The 15,977-nt window shown below is 44.3% G+C and carries 18 protein-coding genes; 3 read left to right on the top strand and 15 right to left on the bottom strand.

The window, feature by feature from the left end; genetic code table 11:
* Positions 1–357: 357 nt before the first annotated feature.
* The 4 genes from radA to EDD59_RS16930 form a co-directional block, all read right to left on the bottom strand.
* Entirely contained in the window at positions 358–1,731 is a 1,374-nt protein-coding gene (gene radA, locus EDD59_RS16945; protein WP_132384046.1) for a DNA repair protein RadA, read from the bottom strand.
* A 98-nt stretch (positions 1,732–1,829) separates the two neighbouring features.
* On the bottom strand, positions 1,830–2,243 hold the full coding sequence (locus EDD59_RS16940) for an endosialidase (RefSeq protein WP_132384044.1): 414 nt from the start codon (positions 2,241–2,243) through the stop codon (positions 1,830–1,832).
* A gap of 105 nt (positions 2,244–2,348) precedes the next feature.
* Entirely contained in the window at positions 2,349–4,793 is a 2,445-nt protein-coding gene (locus EDD59_RS16935; protein WP_132384042.1) for an ATP-dependent Clp protease ATP-binding subunit, read from the bottom strand.
* A gap of 44 nt (positions 4,794–4,837) precedes the next feature.
* Positions 4,838–5,206: a GntR family transcriptional regulator gene (locus EDD59_RS16930; RefSeq protein ID WP_132384040.1), complete on the bottom strand. Its 369-nt coding sequence runs from the start codon at positions 5,204–5,206 to the stop codon at positions 4,838–4,840.
* A gap of 167 nt (positions 5,207–5,373) precedes the next feature.
* On the opposite strand from EDD59_RS16930, the gene EDD59_RS16925 reads away from it, so the two are divergent.
* Together EDD59_RS16925 and EDD59_RS16920 are read left to right on the top strand one after the other, a co-directional pair.
* On the top strand, positions 5,374–5,799 hold the full coding sequence (locus tag EDD59_RS16925) for a RelB antitoxin-like protein (RefSeq protein ID WP_132384038.1): 426 nt from the start codon (positions 5,374–5,376) through the stop codon (positions 5,797–5,799).
* Positions 5,778–5,996 carry a type II toxin-antitoxin system HicA family toxin gene (locus EDD59_RS16920; RefSeq protein ID WP_132384036.1) on the top strand — a complete coding sequence of 73 codons (219 nt, stop codon included), beginning with the start codon at positions 5,778–5,780 and terminating at the stop codon, positions 5,994–5,996. The genes EDD59_RS16925 and EDD59_RS16920 overlap by 22 nt, the downstream gene beginning before the upstream one ends.
* A 45-nt stretch (positions 5,997–6,041) precedes the next feature.
* Here EDD59_RS16920 and dapF read toward each other — a convergent pair whose 3' ends face one another.
* On the bottom strand, positions 6,042–6,899 hold the full coding sequence (gene dapF / locus EDD59_RS16915; RefSeq protein WP_132384034.1) for a diaminopimelate epimerase: 858 nt from the start codon (positions 6,897–6,899) through the stop codon (positions 6,042–6,044).
* Positions 6,900–7,039: 140 nt separating this feature from the next.
* Here dapF and EDD59_RS16910 point away from each other — a divergent pair, with 140 nt between their 5' ends.
* On the top strand, positions 7,040–7,879 hold the full coding sequence (locus tag EDD59_RS16910; protein WP_132384032.1) for a helix-turn-helix domain-containing protein: 840 nt from the start codon (positions 7,040–7,042) through the stop codon (positions 7,877–7,879).
* On the opposite strand, the gene EDD59_RS16905 is transcribed toward EDD59_RS16910, so the two are convergent.
* The 10 genes from EDD59_RS16905 to EDD59_RS16860 form a co-directional block, all read right to left on the bottom strand.
* On the bottom strand, positions 7,876–9,198 hold the full coding sequence (locus EDD59_RS16905; protein ID WP_132384030.1) for a sensor histidine kinase: 1,323 nt from the start codon (positions 9,196–9,198) through the stop codon (positions 7,876–7,878). The two genes, EDD59_RS16910 and EDD59_RS16905, sit on opposite strands and share 4 nt — an antisense overlap.
* Complete coding sequence (locus EDD59_RS16900) at positions 9,188–9,868, bottom strand: response regulator transcription factor (RefSeq protein WP_132384028.1); 681 nt, start codon at positions 9,866–9,868, stop codon at positions 9,188–9,190. Before EDD59_RS16900 ends, EDD59_RS16905 begins: the two co-directional genes overlap by 11 nt.
* Before the next feature lie 23 nt (positions 9,869–9,891).
* Positions 9,892–10,548 (bottom strand): phosphate signaling complex protein PhoU, encoded by a 657-nt coding sequence (gene phoU / locus EDD59_RS16895; RefSeq protein WP_132384026.1) that lies wholly within the window; start codon positions 10,546–10,548, stop codon positions 9,892–9,894.
* Between the two features lies 1 nt (position 10,549).
* Entirely contained in the window at positions 10,550–11,299 is a 750-nt protein-coding gene (pstB, locus tag EDD59_RS16890; protein ID WP_132384024.1) for a phosphate ABC transporter ATP-binding protein PstB, read from the bottom strand.
* 14 nt (positions 11,300–11,313) lie between these two features.
* A complete protein-coding gene (gene pstA, locus EDD59_RS16885) occupies positions 11,314–12,174 on the bottom strand; it encodes a phosphate ABC transporter permease PstA (protein ID WP_132384022.1) in 861 nt (286 codons plus the stop codon).
* Positions 12,164–13,060: a phosphate ABC transporter permease subunit PstC gene (pstC, locus tag EDD59_RS16880; RefSeq protein WP_132384020.1), complete on the bottom strand. Its 897-nt coding sequence runs from the start codon at positions 13,058–13,060 to the stop codon at positions 12,164–12,166. Before pstC ends, pstA begins: the two co-directional genes overlap by 11 nt.
* Positions 13,061–13,975: a substrate-binding domain-containing protein gene (locus tag EDD59_RS16875; protein ID WP_132384018.1), complete on the bottom strand. Its 915-nt coding sequence runs from the start codon at positions 13,973–13,975 to the stop codon at positions 13,061–13,063.
* Positions 13,976–14,178: 203 nt separating this feature from the next.
* Entirely contained in the window at positions 14,179–14,535 is a 357-nt protein-coding gene (gene spoVAE / locus EDD59_RS16870) for a stage V sporulation protein AE (protein WP_132384016.1), read from the bottom strand.
* Positions 14,536–14,607: 72 nt separating this feature from the next.
* Complete coding sequence (locus EDD59_RS16865) at positions 14,608–15,618, bottom strand: stage V sporulation protein AD (protein WP_132384014.1); 1,011 nt, start codon at positions 15,616–15,618, stop codon at positions 14,608–14,610.
* A gap of 236 nt (positions 15,619–15,854) precedes the next feature.
* Positions 15,855–15,977 (bottom strand): putative PEP-binding protein (locus EDD59_RS16860; RefSeq protein ID WP_132384012.1); only part of this gene is annotated, 123 nt, incomplete at its 5' end.

The following is a 15,977-nucleotide window of genomic DNA, read 5'->3' as shown; positions in this document are numbered from 1 at the left end:
TCTCAGGTGACAGCTTCGATATAATATCACATCGCTGCACTGTTTGTCAACATTTTTTCAGGTTTCTGTCGAGTCTTTCCCAAACTGTTTGTCAGTCCCTGCCAGCGACGAGATTTATCTTACCACCAGGGTCCTGAATTGTCAATGATTTTCTTATTTTTTATTTTATTTGTACAATTATGATAATTTCAGAATGCTACAGCCAGTATTTTTTATTTGACAGCCGCCGCTTTTTTGTTTTTCAGGGATGTTGATAGCGGCCCATTCTGAATATCCCTTGTTGGCAGTTAGCTTCCCAACTGCTGGAATTCCTCATTTTCATATTAAATGGAGCCTACTGCCTTACCATTGGCGTAACTATATAAGATTTATCGCATCATTGATTGTCTTTACTCCTACAATCTTAATTCCTTTTATCTGTTTCACCATACCCATGGATACCATAGGAAGAATACAGGTTTCAAACCCCAATTTTTTTGCTTCTGTGACCCGCTGCTCTGGCATATTTACCGCCCGGACTTCACCACTTAAGCCTACTTCCCCAAAGACAAGCATCTTTTCATCTATAGGACGATTTTTGTAGCTGGATACCAGTGCCATTATAATCCCTAGGTCGATGGCCGGTTCATTCATTTTAATTCCCCCTGCAATATTAACATAGGCATCATATTCGGATAAAGGGAGGCCAATTCGCTTTTCTAACACAGCCATCAAAAGATTCACTCTGTTATAGTCAGTTCCGGCAGCGGTACGTCTGGGCAATCCAAAATTGCTCCGGCAGACAAGAGCTTGAATCTCTATCAGTATTGGCCGGGTTCCTTCCATAGAGCATGCTACTACAGAGCCGGAAGCATTTTCCGGTTTTCCGCTTAACATATATTCAGATGGATTCTCAACTTCTGCCAGGCCATTTTGGCGCATTTCAAATACCCCAATTTCATTTGTAGAGCCAAATCTGTTCTTCACTCCCCGCAAGATCCGATAGGAGGCGTGTCTGTCCCCCTCAAAATACAGTACCGTATCCACCATATGTTCCAAGACCCTGGGTCCGGCCACAGTACCTTCCTTCGTAACATGTCCCACGATAAAAATTGAGATTCCAAGGCCTTTGGCGAGCTGCATAAATACATTGGTAGATTCTCTGACCTGTGACACGCTCCCCGGCGCAGAAGACACTTCCTCACTATACATCGTCTGAATAGAATCAATAATTACCAGCTCAGGCCGCTGACTCTCAATCACAGTGCGTATAGTTTCCAGATTTGTCTCACACAGGAGCTTCAGATTCTCTGTAAACTTGCCCATCCTGTTTGCCCTGAGCTTAATCTGCGCTAAAGATTCCTCCCCAGATATGTACAATATATTTTTATTAGCTGAGAGGCTTTTGCACACCTGAAGTAGAAGAGTGGACTTTCCAATTCCCGGATCTCCTCCAACCAAAACCAGAGAACCCGGAACAATCCCGCCTCCCAGCACTCTGTCCAACTCCTTGATTCCGGTTCTGAGTCTTGTATGGTCATCTGCACTGACCTGGGAGAGAGAAACAATTTCCGCACTTCTTGCTGTTTTTAATCCGCTCCCCGCTGCGGTGCCGTTCTTTGCCGCGCTTACACTTATCTTCTCCTCCACAAATGTATTCCACTCTTTGCATGCCGGACACTGGCCCAGCCATTTCGATTCCTCATGTCCACAATTCTGACAGAAAAACACACTTTTTTTCCCTTTTGCCATTACTGTCCCTTCCTATATAAAAAGAAACAGGACCACTGCTCTCCTGTCTCTTTTTCTTTCCTTCTATTAACTCTTTGTAGCACATCAGCAAAAAAATATTAACACTTTACTACTCTGACGCCTACGCAACTGCCTCCGCTTTCCTCCGTGCTGACACTTAACTTCCCACTCAGATTCGTTGCCATCTTGCCGGCAGATATATTATTGATAAATACTTCATACTCGCTGTCCGGCTCCAATTCCAGTGTGAATTGTACATCCTCCGCCGAAGATACACAGAATGTCACTTCAGAATCCGTTTCCTTGAAGTTACTGACAGTGCTGCCCGGTACCGATTCATACACAAACATACCATTGCGCTCCAGCTTAGTTATCTCCTTAAATGTCTTGACTTTATAAATATCGCCGTCAAATTCGAAATTGTCCTGTTTTGACTTAGATGCAAGGGTATAATCTCCAAAACTAAGTGTTCCGTCATCTTCTGCGCGTAACAGTTTTTTTACTGCTGCCATTTTATTATCCTCCTGAGTATTTCAGATTCTTTTTTCTTGCTTGTATCATGGGGGCAAAATACCTTTTGACCTCAACATCATTATATAATAATTTCTTTTTATTTTCTACTGCTTTGTGGACTTTGTGTAAAATTTAATTTCTTTTTTAGAGACTCCAGCTTCCACTTTATCCCCATCCTTCACCTCTCCGTTCAAAATGGCCTCTGCCAGCTTATCCTCCAGCTCTGTCTGCATAGCTCTGCGCAGTGGCCGCGCCCCGAATTTGGCATCGGTTCCCTTTTCCACAATATGCTTCTTGGCAGAATCCCGGATTGTCAAGGTAATATTCATCTGACTCTTCACTCGTTTCGTAAATTCCCTGCACAGCAATGTTACAATCTGTTTCATATGGTTGCTGTTCAATGCATGGAAGACAATAATCTCATCAATACGGTTCAAAAATTCCGGGCGGAATATCATTTTCACTTCATCCATCACATTTTGCTTCATCCGCTTGTAATCATCCTCCGGATTCTCCTTTGTGGCAAATCCAAGCTTTTTCGGCTCTACGATAGCTTTCGCCCCTGCGTTGGAGGTCATAATGATTACAGTGTTACAGAAATCCACTTTGCGCCCCTGGGAATCTGTAATGTGCCCGTCATCCAGCACCTGGAGGAGAATATTGAACACATCGGGATGAGCCTTCTCCACCTCATCAAACAATATGACAGAATAAGGATGCGTCCTTACCTGATCACTTAACTGTCCGCCTTCCTCATGTCCCACATATCCGGGAGGGGAGCCTATCATCTTGGACACTGAGTGCTTCTCCATATATTCGGACATATCCACACGTATCATGGATTGTTCATCCCCAAACAAGGCTTCCGCAAGTGCTTTAGAAAGTTCCGTCTTTCCAACTCCTGTAGGTCCCAGAAAAAGGAATGAACCAATGGGACGTCTCGGATCTTTTAAGCCTACTCTTCCCCTCTTTACGGCTCTTGAAACTGCACTTACAGCCTCTTCCTGTCCGACCACTCTCTTATGAAGAATCTGCTCCAATTTTTTCAATCTGTCAGTGTCACTTTCCGCCAGCTTCTGCACAGGGATCTTTGTCCATGCGGAAACAACATCAGCAATATCCCCCTCCTCAATCCGGGGGGAGTTCACAGCTGTTTTCTTCTGAAAACGTTTCCTCATACTTTTTAGCTTATTTTCAATTTTCTGCTGCTCTTTGTGAAGTTCAGACGCACCTTCAAAATTGCCCTCTTTGATTTTTTCTTCTTTTTGTGCCGCCAGCTCTTTGAAGGATTCCTCATAACTTTTCAGATTATCCGGGACCTTATAGCCCCTCATACTCACTTTTGAGCATGCCTCATCCAGTACATCAATTGCTTTATCCGGCAGATTTCTGTCTGTAATATAGCGCTCTGACAGCTGTACTGCAGCCTCGAGTGCATCATCCCCTATTATAACTTTATGGTGAGTCTCATATTTTTCTTTCAGCCCTTTCAAAATTTCCAGGCACTGTTCCTTGGTAGGCTCTTCCACTGTTATCGGCTGGAAACGTCTCTCCAGAGCAGCATCCTTTTCAATATATTTGCGGTATTCGGCAATCGTGGTAGCACCAATCAGCTGCAGCTCACCCCGTGCGAGGGAGGGCTTCAAAATACTGGATGCATCAATAGCTCCTTCTGCACCCCCTGCTCCAATTATAGTATGCAGTTCATCCAAAAACAGGATAATATTCTCATTGGCCTTAACCTCTGCAATCAGTCCTTTCATCCGTTCTTCAAATTCTCCACGGTACTTAGAACCCGCAATCATACCCGGCAGATCCAGTGTATAGATTCTTTTTCCTTTCATACCTTCAGGCACGACACCCATGGCAATTCGGGCTGCCAAGCCTTCAATAATGGCCGTCTTTCCGACTCCCGGCTCACCCACAAGACACGGATTGTTCTTTGTGCGCCGGCTTAACACCTGCATCAGACGGTAAATCTCTTCCTCCCGTCCCACAACCGGGTCCAGACGGCCCTCCTCTGCCTCAGCAGTCAAATCGGTGCAGAACTGCTCCACCGCTGCGCCCCTGCCCTTTAAATCCTCCTGAATTTCTTCCTGATATTCTTTAGGATCTATACCTACCGCATTAAAAATGTCCAGCAAAATTTTCTGCAGGTTGACATTCAATGTAATCAAAATCCTTGCCGCAACACAGTCTACATCGTGGATAATAGCCATAAGAAGATGTTCTGTCCCCACTCTCCTTGTATGCAGATGCTGTGCCTCTCTCCTGCTGCTTTCCAAAATGTATTCCAATCTCGGGCTTTCCGTGGGATGCTCTACGCTCAGCGCATCATCGGCAGGCGAAATCAATTCGTCCATCAAGCGCAGAATTTTCTCTTCATCCACACTGTTTGCAGCCAAAATCTGACCGGCAACACCTGTATACTCCTTTCTGAGCCCAAGCAGAAGGTGCTCCGTTCCAATATAAGGATGTTTTAACTTTTTTGCCATGGTACCCGCATATTTAATGACCTGTTCAGCTTGTTTTGTATAATGATTCTGCATGTTCTCCTCCTGTCGCATAACCCTTTATTTTTACAGTTTATTAATTATTCATACCCTTCAAATATTTCATCTACCAGATTATGCACTTCTTCCCTGGATATATTCTTACATCTTCCTTCTGCAAGCAGGATCACCAGCTGCTGCTTCATTATCTCCAGTGCCTTTATCTTGTCAATATCCAGAGCGATCACAGCCCCATGTCTTCTGTCGAGCTGAATAAACCCCTCCTGCCTCAGTACACTGTATGCTTTATTCACCGTGTGCATATTAATGCCCACTGTGTCAGCCAGCTGACGCACGGACGGGAGGGAATCCCCCTCCTGTATGTCAGAAGTGGCAATTCCCATAATAATCTGGTTGCGCAGCTGGATATAGATAGCCTCATCACTGTTAAAATCTATTTCAATCATCATATCATCACCTGCCTTTTGTTATACCTATGTTAGCACAAATATGCCCATTTTCGCAAGTCCAGATTTATAACGTATAAAACCATAAATTTTATCATATAATAAAATGTACACTCTTGACATTACGTACATAAATTCTTATAATGGAGGTGTCAAAGGAGATGATAGAAATGTTAATGGAAAAAGCGACAACTGTAAGAAAAGAATGGAGCGCTGTTGTTGACAGCGTGGTACACGAAAAGCCAAAGTTTATCAAAAGAACAAGGGATAAAATGTGGTTTTCCAATTTTGAAACAATGGAAGAGATTTTAAAGATTTATACATTTACTGCTAAGAAATTTATAGAAGATGACGGCTCTGTCACACTGGCCTTAAATGAAATTGATCTAGTCGAAAACGGAACAGATGAGCAGGCTGCACGTTTAGAGCTGGGAGAGGCAATTTTACAATATTCGGCGGATTATTATGCAGACTATGAACTTTATACCCATGCACCAAACAGGAAGGGGCATATCCCATATATTTTCAAGGCTCTGATCATGGATAATGCAAAAGAAATAGGAGACAGTATCGAATGCCAAGATGGAAAGAACTAAAAAGATTCTGTGACAGAGACGGTTGGAAATTATACAAGGATACCGATCACTATTTTTATAGAAAATTAGATGATGACGGAACTCTCCGTCTGACTAAAATCTCCAAAGGCTCCGGGGAGATACATACAGCTATGTGGAAGACAATATTGAAAAAACAGCTGCAGGTAACACAGGAATATTTCAATAGTAAAATCTAATATATGCTTTCCCACATCTCCAACTATTGCATCTCCCCGATTTTTTTATAAGGTCCGAAGTTTTTCTGAAAATTCACTGCTCAATGTGATTTTTGCCACATAGAACACTTCCCCTGTCATGTATACATTCCAGTCTTCATCTATCTCTACCTGTAAGTCACCCCCCGGCATATGGACAATTATCTTATTCCCTGTCAGTCCCAGTTTATAGGCAACTCCCGCAGCCGCACAGGCCCCTGTTCCGGTAGCCATAGTGTAGCCGGCACCTCTCTCAAAGGTTTCAATCTCAATATGACTGTCATCCACCACTTTCATTATTTCCGTATTTATCCGTTCTGGAAAATATCTTGCAACCTCCGAATAGTTCCCGATCTTGCAGACCAATGGCTTTGAGATTTCCCGCATTGGGATGACACAATGGGGATTTCCCACAGATACACAAGTAACCGGATAAAGTGTCCTGCCGAATACCATATCTTCATTGATTACCTCACGGCGTTCTCCGGTCACCGGAATCTCATCGCTCCAGAATGATAATTTTCCCATGGACACACGCAGCCTGCTGCCGTCCTCATTCAAATAGGTGATTTCCACCAATCCGCCGTCCGTAACTAATTTATAATTCTTCTTCTGTACATAGCCTGCATCTTTCAGATATTTTGCAAAAATACGGACACCGTTGCCACTTTTTTCAGCTATACTTCCATCCGGATTCCAAATCCGCAGGGACATGTGGCTCTCCCCTATGAATGGTCCCTCCAGAATTCCATCGGAGCCAAGTCCCATATTTCTGTTGCAGAGCATAGCTGCATTTTCTTTGTTCAGTTGCAACTCATTTTTGTTAGGATCATACACTAAATAATCATTTCCAAGTCCGTGATAACGCTCCATTGTAACTTTCATCAACAACGCACCTCCTGTTTCTACCATTATACCAGGCATTTTCCTCATATAATACGGAGTAAATGCTTTTGATATTGCAAATAATGCTATATTATAGTATAGTTTAGCCAGAGTTACCTTCCAACCAGAAAGGAGATTTTATGCAGGAATATAATAAACGGGGCTACCTAAACAGCAATTTCCGTATTTTTCACCTAGAGGATAATCTCTCTAAAGAATTTGAATTTCATTATCATGACTTTCTTAAGATTACGATTTTTATCAAGGGCAAGGTACAATATTATATAGAGGGGAAAACATATGATCTGGAGCCTTACGACATTGTTCTGGTGAACCGCAATGACATCCACCGGATACGGGTCGACAACTCTCTGCCCTACGAGCGAATCATTGTGTACATCTCACCTGGGTTTATACAAGACTACAAAACCTCGGAATATGACTTGGGTTATTGCTTCGAAAAAGCAAAAAAAGAACACTCCAATGTGCTTCGGATTCCTTCACTTGAAAAAAGCTCGCTTTTCAAGATTACGAACCGCCTGGAGCGCTCCTTTGAAGATAATGAATATGCCAGCAGCCTGTACCGGCAGGTTCTTTTCCTGGAATTTATGATACATTTAAACCGCGCTGCCATGAAAAACAGAGTGGAGTTCCTGGATACTGGGTTATACAACACAAAGATTGTAAACATCATGCAGTATATTAACAGCCATCTCACCGATAATCTTGACATTGATACACTGGCCCAAAAATTTTACATCAGCAAGTATTATATGATGCGGCTGTTTAAAGCCGAGACCGGATACACCATCGGAAATTACATTACCTACCGCCGCCTGCTGCTCGCCAGGGAGCTGATCTCTGATGGACAGCCCATCACTCAAGCCTGCTTTTCCAGCGGATTCAGCGATTACTCTACTTTCTTCAGGGCTTATAAGTCGGAATTCTCCGAGTCACCGCGCAATTTGTTAAACACTTAAATGTGTTTTAGATACAGTATATCCATCCGTGTTCCGCGGCCTTCTTCGCTGTCCACTATGACCTTTGCCCCGTGCAGCAGTGCACCGTGTTTTACGATAGAGAGCCCTAAGCCTGTTCCTCCGGTTTCTTTTGAGTGGCTCTTATCAACCCGGTAAAAGCGCTCAAATATTCTTTCCTGTTGTTCCTTTGGAATTCCTATTCCATTATCTGCCACGCTGATTTTCGGCCCCTGAAGTGTGTTCCCGACCCATACAGACACTTTTCCTTCAATCACATTATATTTGATTGCATTTTCACATATATTATAAATCATCTCATCGAGTATCTGGCGGACACCCCGGTATACTACCGGCTCACCTGTTAAGGTTATATGAACCTTCTTTGCATTTGCCTGGGGTGCAAGACGGCTCACAATTTCCCGGCATAAGGCATACAAATCTACATCCTCCTTCTCAAAATCTACAGATGCCTCATCCAGCTTCGAAAGTTTGATAATATCCTCCACCAGCGTAATAAGGCGCTTTGTCTCTTTGTATATCCGCTCTGAAAAATTAGGTATATCTTCCGGTTTCACCAGACCATCCTTCATAATTTCCGCGTAGCCGGAAATAGAAGTCAGGGGTGTCTTTAATTCATGGGATACATTAGCCGAAAACTCTTTGCGCATATTGGCAACGGCATCTTTTTCCATATTCTGCCGGTTTATCGCCTGCAGAAGAGGGGACAGTTCTTCGTAGATACCATTGTCAAGAGGATGTTCTATATCCAGCTCGTTGATAGGTCTTATTAATCTGGCCGTCTGCCATTTCGACATCAGCCAGGCAAGAACCAGCATAGAAACTGCCAATATGCCCATGACCGGCAGCACTCTCAGACCTGTTCTCATCAGACCGTCCATTGTCTTTGCAATACGCAGTACTGTTTTATCATCCAGACGCAGGGCATAATAATACATCTTGCGGCCCAGCGTACCAGACATCCGGATATCTGTGCCGAAACCTTTTGTCATGGCACTTTGTATCTCCGGCCTGGATTTATGGTTCTCCAGTTTGTCCCCATTACTTTGGGAATCATACAGGACAGCTCCATCTTCGGCAACCCAGGTCACACGGGCTCCTTCATCGACATCTGCCATCTGCTGCAGATAACTGCCGCCGGAAGTATTGATAGCTCTCCCGATATACTGCGCCTCCTGCTTCATGTCTGTTTCCAGTATGGACAGCGTCTGATTATATACAACCATGGTAAGAATCATATAGGAAATCAGCAGTGTAACGGAGAATATAAACACCATACTCCTTTGAATTTTAGCTCTCATGCTGCCCTCCTATACGGTATCCTATGCCCCGCACAGTTTCGATAATAGCTCCCTTGTCCCCCAGTTTCTGCCGAAGAGTCCTTATATGAACATCCACAGTCCTTGTCTCGCCGCCAAACTCATAGCCCCATATATCCTCCAGCAGCTGATTCCTCGTAAGTACAATATTCTGGTTTCGCATAAGGCGCTCCAGAAGTTCGAACTCCTTCAGCGTCAGTGTTACCAGCTTTTTGCCCACAGTCACTTCATGCTTCTTTACGTTCACATGAACTCCCGCAACGCTCATATCATCCTTGTCCGAATCCTTGCCTGTGCGGCGCAGAACCGCTTTTATGCGGGAGACCAGCTCCATCATTCCAAAGGGCTTGGCGAGATAATCATCGGCACCCGAATCCAGGCCAATCACCTTGTCATACTCTGAGCCCTTTGCCGTCACCATGATCACAGGAATATTCTTCGTCCTCGAAGAGCTCTTCAATTTACTGAGCAGAGTAAGCCCGTCTTCTCCCGGGAGCATAATATCAAGCAAAATAAGCTCCGGCGTATCAGATGCCATTGCTTCCAGAAAAGAACTTCCCTCCGCAAAGCCCTGTGCTCTAAGCCCCGTGCTTTCCAATGTATATATGATCAGTTCCCGGATATTGTCATCATCTTCTACGCAATATATCATTTTGCGCCCTCCCGGCTTCCAGCCTACAAGTTTGCTCCGTCTCTGTGAACACCGGTTATGGAGAATTCCACCCACTCGGCAATGTTCGTTGCATGATCCCCGATACGCTCCAGATACTTTGTTACCATAATCTGGTCAAATATACGGTTTCCGTGTTCGCCTTTTTCTGCGCGGATATATTCTACAAGTTCATCCCGGATTGTATCAAACAGGTTGTCTACGTAATCGTCCGCCTCCATCACATGCTTTGCCAACTCCAGATCCTTTGTGACATAAGCGTGCACACTGTCGCGCACCATTTTGCTGACCGCATCGGCCATTGTGCCAATCTGTTTGATGTCTGTTGCTGCGGATTGTTTTGAAGAAATAATAATCTCCGCAATATCCGCTGTCTGATCCCCGATACGCTCCATGTCCGTAATCATCTTAAGAGCCGCGGAGATTCTCCGCAGATCCTTCGCCACAGGCTGCTGCTGCAAAAGGAGCTTCAGACATAGCCTTTCCACATCCTTTTCCATCTGGTCAATCTCTTCGTCTGCCTCTATAATTGCCTGTGCCTGTTTCTGGCTCCCTTCCTCCAGAGCACGGGTAGCCTTAGCTATAGCCACTTCACACAGTTCTCCCATGCGGGTGAGCATTTCTTCCAATAATTCCAACTGCTCGTCAAACCGACTCCTCATCTTAACCAAACCTCCCTGTAATATAATCCTCCGTCCTCTTATCCGAAGGTATTGAAAAAAGCTTCTCTGTCTGATTATACTCTATGACCTCACCCAGAAGAAAAAACGCCGTGTTGTCAGATATACGCACTGCCTGCTGCATGTTATGTGTTACCATGACAATAGTATAATCATTTTTTAATTCCAACGCAAGGTCTTCTATCTTGGATGTAGAGATCGGGTCCAGCGCAGACGTCGGTTCGTCCATCAGAAGAACCTCAGGCTCTACCGCAAGGGCTCTTGCTATACACAGACGCTGTTGCTGTCCCCCGGACATCCCCAGGGCACTCTTTTTCAATCTGTCTTTACATTCTTCCCATATAGCCGCACTGCGCAGAGATTTCTCCACAATATCATCCAGTTTGGACTTGGCGCGGACCCCGTGTGTTCTCGGTCCGAATGCAATGTTATCGTAAACACTCATAGGAAATGGATTTGGTTTCTGAAACACCATTCCCACCCGCTTGCGCAGAAGGTTTACGTCCATACCCCTAAATATATTTTCATTGTCCAGCAGAATTTCACCTTCAATCCGGCAGCCTTCCACCAGATCATTCATTCTGTTGATGGATTTGAGCAGCGTAGATTTTCCGCATCCGCTGGGACCTATAAAGGCTGTAATTTTATTTGCTTCTACATCCAGATTTACACTTTTCAAAGCCTGAAAATCATCGTAAAATAAATCCAGATTTTTGATTTCTATTTTTCCCATCTTTTGTTTCCTCTCTACACTTTCGTTAATCTTTTTGCTATTACCCCGGACAGTGCATTGATTCCGACAACCAGGATAAGCAATATAACCGCTGTGGCATATGCCTGATCCATATACAGGCCCTCACTTGCCAGATTATACATATGCACGGCCAGTGTTCTTCCCGAACCCATCACATTGGACGGAACCTTCGCCACAGTTCCGGCCGTGTACATCAGTGCAGCTGTCTCTCCTACGATTCTTCCGATTGCCAGAATCACACCTGCAAGGATTCCGGGTACTGCCGAAGGAAGTACAATATGAAATACTGTCCTAAGTTTCCCGGCCCCCAGTCCAAAACTGCCCTCACGGTAGGAATCAGGTACGGACTTAAGTGCCTCCTCCGTAGTGCGCATAATCAGCGGCAATATCATAATAGCCAGGGTGAACGCTCCTGCCAGGAGGGAAAATCCCCAGCCAAGAGTATTGACGAAAAACAGCATGCCAAACAAGCCGTATACAATGGAAGGAATTCCCGAAAGTGTCTCTGTTGTCAGCCGGATAATCCCCATAAATTTGTTTCCTCTTTTCGCATATTCTACAAGAAAAATAGCGGCAAAAATTCCAAGGGGAACTGCAATCACTAAAGAAAGCAGTGTCATCGTTACTGTATTGATAAGTGCCGGGACCAAAGAGGCATTCTCTGATGTATACTTTAGTGAAAATAAGGAAGGTTTAATGTAAGGAAGCCCGTGCGCCAGTATATAAACAACCAGATAGATTAGCACTGCAAATGTGAGGAGTGTTCCCAGCATAACCAGCAGCACCATGATAAAGGAGCCGGGATGATTCAGATATGTTTTCACTTTTTGCCCAAATGTAGATTTATTGTTCACGCTCACCCCTCCTTTTTATCAACGCCACGCTGAAGTTAATAAGCAGGATAAATACAAACAGCACCACTCCGGTAGCAATCAATGCCTCCCTGTGTAAATCTGCTGCATATCCCATCTCAATTACAATATTGGCGGTGAGGGTCCTGACACCTTTCATAATCCCCGCAGGCATTCTGGCCTGATTGCCCGCCACCATGATAACCGCCATGGTTTCTCCGATTGCGCGCCCTATGCCAAGTACAACTCCTGCAACCACACCGGATTTTGCCGCAGGTATTATGACCTTGAAAATGCTTCTCTCGTGAGTTGCACCCAGGGCAAGTGCCCCTTCATAGTACTGGGCGGGGACAGCCCGGATGGCAGATTCTGTCACACCGACGATGGTAGGCAGAATCATTATTCCCAAAAGAAGAGAGGCTGTCAGAATACTGTTCCCGTTCCCGCTGCTTCTTGCCAGTCCTATCATCTTCAAGGCTCTCCCCAGCTCTCTGACCCGGGGGACAAGTACCACCAGTCCGAAAAATCCGTACACAACAGAGGGAATCCCTGCAAGAAGCTCAATCGCAGCCTTCAGAGGTTTATATATTTTCTTTGGACAGTACATAGCCATAAACACCGATGTCAGTATGCCTATAGGTACACCTACAATCACTGCCCCCGCAGTTACATAGAGGCTTCCTACAATCATAGGAAGAATTCCATAGATATCATTGCCTGGTTTCCATCTTTGACCTGTTATAAACTTTATGAATCCAATTTCTTTCATGGCAGGGATACCATTCGCAAACAAAAAAATGCAGATGAGAGCTACCGCCAGTACTGAAGTACAGGCGGCAGTGAAGAACACTCCCTGCATGAATTTTTCATTCCATGTCTTTGATTTCATTTATTCGACTACCTCATCCCAGGTGAGCGCATCGCCGGTGTAAATTGATTTCACCTGATCGCTGCTCAATTCATCTACAGTGCTGCTCTTATTAACAATAACTGCAATTCCGTCTGTGGCAATAACAGTCGGCTTCAGTCCTGCAGACAGCTCTGTGTTTTTTAGTTCTCTGGACGCCATTCCAATATCATAGCTTCCGTCAATTGTTGATGTCATTCCTGTTGTGGAATCTGTTGTCTGAAGTTCAATCTCTGCATTAGCATTCACGCCTTTATATGCTTCAATCAATTTTTCCATTACGGGCGACACGGAAGAAGAACCTCCCACTACCGCTTTTCCTGAAGGTGATGTACCCTCAAAAGGTTTTACATCCTCCAGTGCGATGTAATTGTTATCCGTAATAACTGCCTGCCCTTCTTCACTCAGGATAAAATTCATAAAATCCTTTGCCACCTCATTATCCAAATCTTCCTTGGTTGCAATATTAAATGGCCTGGAAACCTTATATGTGCCTGATTTGACATTTTCAGCCGTTGCTTGGGCCCCATCAATCTTCACTGCCTTTACAGTGTCTCCCAGTGAGCCAAGGGAAACATAGCCGATTGCATATTCATCTTGGGCCACCGTTGTCATCATGACGGAAGTACTATTTGTAATTTGCGCCTCCTCTGTTGTCATATCTACCTTTTCCCCGTCCTGTTCCTCTTCAATCCCGAACAGTTCGATAAATGCTCCTCTTGTACCTGAACCTTCCTCCCGGGAAACAATTGTAATGTCATTGGAGCTGTCCCATTCTGACTGAGTATCTCCTGATGTATCTGATACATCTGACGCGTCTGAACCACCGCATCCGGTAATACCGGCTGCCAGCATACCTACTGCTGACAATATCGCTATAAACTTTTTCATTCTCATCTTTTCATTCTCCTTTACATGTATGTATTTGACTATTCCTCTTCACAGCTAAAATGATATAAAAGAAATGTTAAATGTAAAAGCCAAAGAATGTTAAATCTCTGTAAAAAAGCAGCATACTCTGAATATATGTTCTTTCAGAAGATGCTGCTTACAGTTTAGCCATGCGAAATCGAACTGCTGGCTAAACTCAATCTGCGGTTTTATTTTTTCATTCTCGGCTCAAAGATGAAAGAAGCAAGATACCCGAAAATAAGGGCCGCCGAGATTCCTATGGCGCTTGCTTCTAATCCTCCCATAAATATTCCCAGAAACCCGTTCTTGTCAACAGCTTCCTTTACGCCTTTCCACAGCACATTTCCAAACCCCAGCAAAGGAACACTTGCTCCTGACCCGGCAAATTTTACAAAGGGCTCATATATCTTGCAGAATCCCAATACTGCGCCGACGCAGACGAGAAGTACCATAATTCTGCCGGGCATCAGTTTTGTGCGGTCCATAAAAATCTGTACAACGGCACAAATAATTCCTCCTATTAAAAAAGCCTTCAAGTAATCCATAAAAACCTCCTATCACAAGGGCACTACTCTATCATAAACCCGCTTTTGTATCTCTTGGCAGTCACCCATATTTTAACAGTGCTCCAGTACAATTGCATGTGCAATTCCCGGTACACTGGCACCTTCGTTGAAACTTACTGTCGACATAAGTGCCCCAGTGGGAACAAAAAGCACTCGTTTCCATTCTCCTTTTTTTATCTTTGGCAAGACATATGCAGCCAGGGTGACTGCTGCACAGCCGCAGCCGCTCCCACCAGCATGAGTGTCCTGTGTCTTTTGATCAAATATTGTCATTCCACAATCCAAATGCATTGTTCTGATGTCACTCCCCTTTTTCTTTATCAGATCAAACAAAATGTCTTGTCCCACATATCCCAAATCTCCGGTTACAATCCTGTCATAATCCTCAGCTTTTCTCCCAAAATCTTTAAAGTTCTGCATAATGGTATCTACAGCTGCAGGTGCCATACACGCCCCCATGTTCTGAGAATCTTTCAGCCCATAGTCTACAATTTTTCCAATGGTTACGCCGCTGATTCTGATATGGCTTTTTTCTGTACCCACCAAAAATGCTCCGCTGCCCGTAACCGTCCAGTGGGCGGACAAGGGTCTTTGGCTTGCATATCCCAGAGGAAAGCGGAACTCTTTTTCCGCGCTCCCGAAATGACTGGAGGTCACTGCCAGCATATAATCCCCATAGCCTGCCGCCACACACATGGCACCTAGAGCCAGTGCCTCACCGGATGTGGAGCAGGCACCAAATAATCCGAACATGGGAATCTGCAGTGCTTCAATTCCCATAGAAGTGGCTATTCCCTGACGCAGCAAGTCCCCTCCAAAAAGATACCGTACCTTTTCCGGGGGGATGTGTGCTTTGCCAAGCGCCAATATACATGCTTCCTTCTGCATATTACTCTCTGCCTCCTCCCAGGTTTTTGCCCCAAAGAGGTCATCTTGGCTGGCCATATCAAACAATTTTGCAAGCGGACCCTCGGACTCTTTACTGCCAACTACAGAGCCGCTGCTGATAAGATAAGGAGAGACACCAAAACTGATGCTTTGGCTGCCTATTACCTGATTCATCTCTTACCCTCTTTTCATACTAAGTTTTCCTGAATCCTTTTGAATGTAATTGATACATAGTTAAAAATCCAGAATTTTAAAGGTAGTATGTGTAAATTATATTAAATTTATGTATGGCGATTTGGAAATCAAAATTGAAACTTTTAAAATATATTTTAATTTTTAGTTGCTGTGTGAATACTTCGTGAAAACAATTTTGAATAAAATAAAGATTGGACGAGTTAAGATTTAGTTTTCTATTCACACTCCCTGATTTTCTTCCTTAAAGGCAGAACCATAGCCGGAGATACAGAGAGTTCATCCAGTCCCATTTTGAGAAACTCCTCTGTCAGCTCCAGGTCCGCTCCCAGCTCACCGCA

This window comes from Muricomes intestini (genome assembly GCF_004346165.1).
GTDB classification, from domain to species: Bacteria; Bacillota; Clostridia; order Lachnospirales; family Lachnospiraceae; genus Muricomes; species Muricomes intestini.
This window is presented reverse-complemented; position numbering and strand designations above follow the sequence as displayed.

Excerpts from the sequence above, each read along its gene's own strand:
- radA (WP_132384046.1), bottom strand. The coding sequence starts at position 1,731 with ATGGCAAAAGGGAAAAAAAGTGTGTTTTTCTGTCAGAATTGTGGACAT.
- EDD59_RS16940 (WP_132384044.1), bottom strand. The coding sequence starts at position 2,243 with ATGGCAGCAGTAAAAAAACTGTTACGCGCAGAAGATGACGGAACACTT.
- EDD59_RS16935 (WP_132384042.1), bottom strand. The coding sequence starts at position 4,793 with ATGCAGAATCATTATACAAAACAAGCTGAACAGGTCATTAAATATGCG.
- EDD59_RS16930 (WP_132384040.1), bottom strand. The coding sequence starts at position 5,206 with ATGATGATTGAAATAGATTTTAACAGTGATGAGGCTATCTATATCCAG.
- EDD59_RS16925 (WP_132384038.1), top strand. The coding sequence starts at position 5,374 with ATGTTAATGGAAAAAGCGACAACTGTAAGAAAAGAATGGAGCGCTGTT.
- EDD59_RS16920 (WP_132384036.1), top strand. The coding sequence starts at position 5,778 with ATGCCAAGATGGAAAGAACTAAAAAGATTCTGTGACAGAGACGGTTGG.
- dapF (WP_132384034.1), bottom strand. The coding sequence starts at position 6,899 with ATGAAAGTTACAATGGAGCGTTATCACGGACTTGGAAATGATTATTTA.
- EDD59_RS16910 (WP_132384032.1), top strand. The coding sequence starts at position 7,040 with ATGCAGGAATATAATAAACGGGGCTACCTAAACAGCAATTTCCGTATT.
- EDD59_RS16905 (WP_132384030.1), bottom strand. The coding sequence starts at position 9,198 with ATGAGAGCTAAAATTCAAAGGAGTATGGTGTTTATATTCTCCGTTACA.
- EDD59_RS16900 (WP_132384028.1), bottom strand. The coding sequence starts at position 9,868 with ATGATATATTGCGTAGAAGATGATGACAATATCCGGGAACTGATCATA.
- phoU (WP_132384026.1), bottom strand. The coding sequence starts at position 10,548 with ATGAGGAGTCGGTTTGACGAGCAGTTGGAATTATTGGAAGAAATGCTC.
- pstB (WP_132384024.1), bottom strand. The coding sequence starts at position 11,299 with ATGGGAAAAATAGAAATCAAAAATCTGGATTTATTTTACGATGATTTT.
- pstC (WP_132384020.1), bottom strand. The coding sequence starts at position 13,060 with ATGAAATCAAAGACATGGAATGAAAAATTCATGCAGGGAGTGTTCTTC.
- EDD59_RS16875 (WP_132384018.1), bottom strand. The coding sequence starts at position 13,975 with ATGAGAATGAAAAAGTTTATAGCGATATTGTCAGCAGTAGGTATGCTG.
- spoVAE (WP_132384016.1), bottom strand. The coding sequence starts at position 14,535 with ATGGATTACTTGAAGGCTTTTTTAATAGGAGGAATTATTTGTGCCGTT.
- EDD59_RS16865 (WP_132384014.1), bottom strand. The coding sequence starts at position 15,618 with ATGAATCAGGTAATAGGCAGCCAAAGCATCAGTTTTGGTGTCTCTCCT.